The sequence below is a fragment of the Lactobacillus sp. W8172 genome (assembly GCF_016102055.1).
In the GTDB taxonomy this organism is placed as follows: domain Bacteria; phylum Bacillota; class Bacilli; order Lactobacillales; family Lactobacillaceae; genus Lactobacillus; species Lactobacillus apis_A.
In genome coordinates this window covers 1-4,523 of record NZ_JACFPG010000008.1, presented here as the reverse complement: position 1 = coordinate 4,523, position 4,523 = coordinate 1, and the positions used below count along the sequence as shown (strand labels likewise).

Sequence of the window (4,523 nt, the reverse complement as noted above, 5' to 3'; positions counted from 1 at the left end):
TTAAAAAAGCTAGGCTATCCCAAAACTTAGTTCAAGTAATTCAACAAAATCAAAAACTGACTGCCACTAATACGCAATTACAAACGCAAATTCAAAAATTAACACTGGAAAACGAAACCATTGCTGATAAAAAATCACTTGAAGGCTATCACATCGGCATAAAAAAAGGACGCCATGAAGAAAAACAAAGAGTCCATGTTAAAGCTGGTGAGCCTTATCAAAAAGAAATTAAAAGCTTAAATAAAAAAATTGCCGAGCAAGATAACTATGCTGTCGAACTAGTTATGGAACTTAACAAATCACAAAGCGATAACTTAACTTATCAGTATCAAATCAAGCAATTACAAGAACAGTTAGATAGTATCAAAACACCCTATCAAGAAAAAATCGCCACTCTAACTACAGAACTCCAAGACCAAAAACAGCAATTAGCACAAAAAGACCAAGTCCTCCATATGCAAGCCAATACTATCAAACACCAAAAGCACCAAATTAAGCACCTCAACCAATTTGGGCAAACTTTAGTTACTGCAATTGGTGAATGCAAACCATTACTCAAAAATACTTGGTCTAAAGTTATAGAACGTATTGGGCAACATTTCCACCAACAACAAGAACCAGATTTAGATCTCTTCAAGCAATATTGGCCTCAAACTGATTTCCAAAAGCTTAAACATCACGCTTCAATGCCCTCGCAAGAGGAATTACGCCAAATATATCTATCTCAGACACACGACAGAGGTTTAGATCGTTAAAATTGCTCCAGTTCTATCTTTGATCTATTTCAACGTAATTTCTTTAACTATCTTAACCAAACACGCACCACCCAATTAAAAAAATATTGAAAAAATTAAGAAAATAGTTCAAGCTTATTTGAGCCAGAAGAAGTCTTGAGTGAGTTTACGCCCTTTAGCAGAGCGCAAACAAAAAAATAAACATGAACAAGCTTACCGTCGCCGTCAGTCGTCCGTCGTTCATTTCCCTCTTATGAGGGCACAGATTACACCTATGTAGCCCGGAAACCAGATATATGGTACTTCTATATACTGGACTGTGAAGCCCCGCATACTACTGTTCTGACTAGCATTCAGCTATATACGAGTACATGACCTCCCCTACCATTCGTGCTTCATTATTTATCGGTTACACTGGTCGTAGTGACCATTTGACACTCCCGACAGGCCCCTTACCTGTCTGCTTGCGTCCGCGAGTTTGCGTCGGTGCGGATACCTACTTTTATTTTTTGATAAACCATTGAAAAAGTGCATTAAAAAATGGAACCAACTACAACTTAGTCAGTTCCACTTGAATTTTCTTCAATTTCTTTATACAATCTAGTTACTGAATGTTTTCAGTAACATTGATTGAAAAGCGTGAAGCTACAAGGCTTGTTTGTAGTCAGCGTATACGCTCGAATCAGAACGGGAATTCTGATTCGGGCTTTTTTCATATTCAATTAAAAATATTGTATAACAAAATCTGAAAATAGCAAACCTGTTTCATAGATTTAATATTAGTAAATAATTTTATCCAAACCAGTAAGTATGATGAATCTCTTTAATCAAATGTGTGCGCTTTTTGTTAGAGTAATACTTTATGATAGTTTCTTGACCTATCCTAGCAGTATAACCAACAGGGGTTTTAGCCATAATATTTCTTAAATTTGAGGTTGGCCAAACATCTGGATGTTGAGTTGCTGTTGCACTACTAACAGTATATATGGCATATATAGCCTTAGCATATTTATTAACAATTAGAGGAGACAAAACTGTTTCAGCTATTACCTTAGCTACACGCCTAGTTTTAGTAGACATAACATTCTTTGTACCTGACCATCTACTTTTAAAAAAATGAGAGTAACCAAGCTTTCTATATCCTTTAATGCTATGTGGCTGCATATTACTATATAATAAAGTATCATTAGTAATAGAAGTAGGCTTAGTCTTTTGAGATGTTTGATAAGACATAGACTTAATATGACTTGCACTTACTTGATTAGGATTACTAACAATCAAGCTACTGGCAATTAATAAACAAAACATAAATATTGTATAAATAATCTTTTTCAATTTTTATTTCACCTTTTACATTCTCTATTTATTTATAACAATATTTATGTTAGCATATTAAATTGAAATTACAAATTTATGGAGATATTATGTATAGTACATTTATATATATATTATTGATTATTACAATATCAGCTTGGACATATCGAAAACATGTTTCTAATAAAAATTATATAAAATATATAGAATACTTAAGCAATGCGCTATTAACAATAGGAATTATTATTCAACTTATATTTCTAATATTTTTCAAACGTTCTTTTTTAATTAGTAATGATATATCTAAGATTATTTTAGCTATAATTTTATTAATATTCGCATGTTTATTTAAGCTAATTAATACAAGAAATAAACATTATAAATTTTTACATGAACTATCTAATCAATTTCTTGTAATTGCAGTTATGCTCTTTATCGATGGCAACATGGTACCATTATTTACCTAAAAAATATTGTAGCTATAATATCTTTTAGGTAGACCGCTTGCAACTTTACATAATGTACATTATCGGAAGTAAGAACAAACAGCCCGCAGGACTAAAACAGAAATTAATTTTAAAAATAATTTTGTGAAATTAAAACCGTATAGTATAAAAAAAGCCCAAATTAGTGGGCTTTTTATTTTCTGCTTTTTTTCAATTTCACAATTAGACCAATTTCTTTTTTTACCAAAACAGCCCAGAAAAATCTAGGCTGCATTGCGCACTGAGCGTCTAAAAAGACTGCTTTTCCCTGTACTACCTGAACAATTTATCGAGTATGGCAATAATGTCACTCAATACTTGTTCTGCTTTTGCAAGCACAATGTACAGTAAAAATAGTATGACTACTTCACGCATGGTATTCACCTCCTTATAGAAAAGTTGACTAGACCTTTCAAGATGGTGCACAAACGTGCGTAATCATTTTACCATTTTCGATTTAATATGCTATACTTCCCTTAGAAATAGTATGACATGCTGATTGCATGGAACAAACGTGTTTTGTAAGTTGACTACTTTCAACGCGCGGTGACGACCTCAGTTGGTCGTCTTTTTGTTTCTTTTTGAAAAAAGAAAATCGTGTCCTCAAGGACACGACCAGACGAAAAAACAAGCATTAGTCTTCACGACTTTTGCTTGTTTTTTCGTCATGAAATTTTGTGCATTACGCAGTTTTGCCAAAATTGAATTAAGCAGAAATTGCGCCAGCTTTTTCTGCTTCGCCCCCTGCGTAAGGGCGTTTGATGTAGTGACTTTTGCGTTAGCAATTGTCACTACATCGAAAACGTTACTTTTTAGAAAAGTAACAAAAAAGTAGTAAAATAGGGTCAGCTGGAGGTCGCTAAATTATGAACCAAAAAATGACTGTTTCGTTTGCAAAAGGCAACGCCACCGAAACTTCAATTAGACACAATAACCGCTCCCTTGATCCCGATCACTTCGATTACGATAAAGCAGGACACCGTCACATTTTGCCAGAATATACGTCCCTAAACGAGGTGCTAGTTCATCGTGACATTAAAAAAGTTTATCAAGAGCAATTTGGCAAAGCCGTTGAACAATACAATGCCAAACAGAAACGTAAAGACCGCCGGATCACCGATTATTATCGCAAAATCAAAAATAGTAAAAATCAAGCGACCCAACGTGAATTTATTGTTCAAGTTGGCAACCAGAATGATTATTTAAAGCAAGATCGTACTACATCTAAAAATTGGCAAACTGCCAAAAAGATTTTGACCGAATTTGAACATGATTTTGAACAGAATAACCCAAATTTACAGGTTTACAATGCGGTCATTCACATGGACGAACCGGGCTCACCCCACCTACACCTTAATGTTGTTCCTGTAGCACATTTGAAGAATGCACAGCGAGGAATAACCGTTAAGCCGAGTTTTGATAAAGCTTTAATTGAAGAGGGGTTTAAACCTGATCCTAAGGACAGTCGGGCGCTTTTTCGTGAATTTCAACATCAACAAGCTGATAATTTAACTGAACTAGCGCATAAATTTGGCATTGAACGTGAACAAGGCTTAACCAATCAATTAAAAAACGTCCACGAATACAAGCAGGCTATGCGTGCTGTCGATCAAGCTCAAGCCTTAGCTCTGCAACAAAAAAATAAAAATGCTGAATTAGCTATCAAATTAACTGATCAAAAAATCATGAGCCAAGAATTGGATCAGCAAATCAAGGATAAGCAACAAAAATCGGCTATTTTGAGCCGTGAGAGCCATTTAAAAGTTGAAAACGGGGAAACATACTTAAAGACACTAAAACTGCTCTCAAGCGTTAATAATGACGCTGACGTTGATTATTACTTACCAACTAAATCTTTTGGACTCGTTGACAAAGTTACTGCTCAAGCTAGAATAGCTGAATTAATTAAAAAAGCTAGGCTATCCCAAAACTTAGTTCAAGTAATTCAACAAAATCAAAAACTGACTGCCACTAATACGCAATTACAAAC

Annotated in this window: 3 protein-coding genes; 2 read left to right on the top strand and 1 reads right to left on the bottom strand. The window is 34.4% G+C overall.

Going from position 1 to position 4,523, the window contains the following annotated elements; all coding sequences use genetic code 11:
- Window positions 1–755: hypothetical protein (locus H3R21_RS07375; RefSeq protein ID WP_198184144.1), on the top strand; the 755-nt coding region annotated here is incomplete at its 5' end.
- 771 nt (window positions 756–1,526) lie between these two features.
- Here H3R21_RS07375 and H3R21_RS07370 read toward each other — a convergent pair.
- Complete coding sequence (locus tag H3R21_RS07370) at window positions 1,527–2,069, bottom strand: hypothetical protein (RefSeq protein ID WP_198184142.1); 543 nt, start codon at window positions 2,067–2,069, stop codon at window positions 1,527–1,529.
- Between the two features lie 1,330 nt (window positions 2,070–3,399).
- Here H3R21_RS07370 and H3R21_RS07365 point away from each other — a divergent pair.
- Window positions 3,400–4,523: plasmid recombination protein (locus tag H3R21_RS07365; protein WP_198184140.1), on the top strand; the 1,124-nt coding region annotated here is incomplete at its 3' end.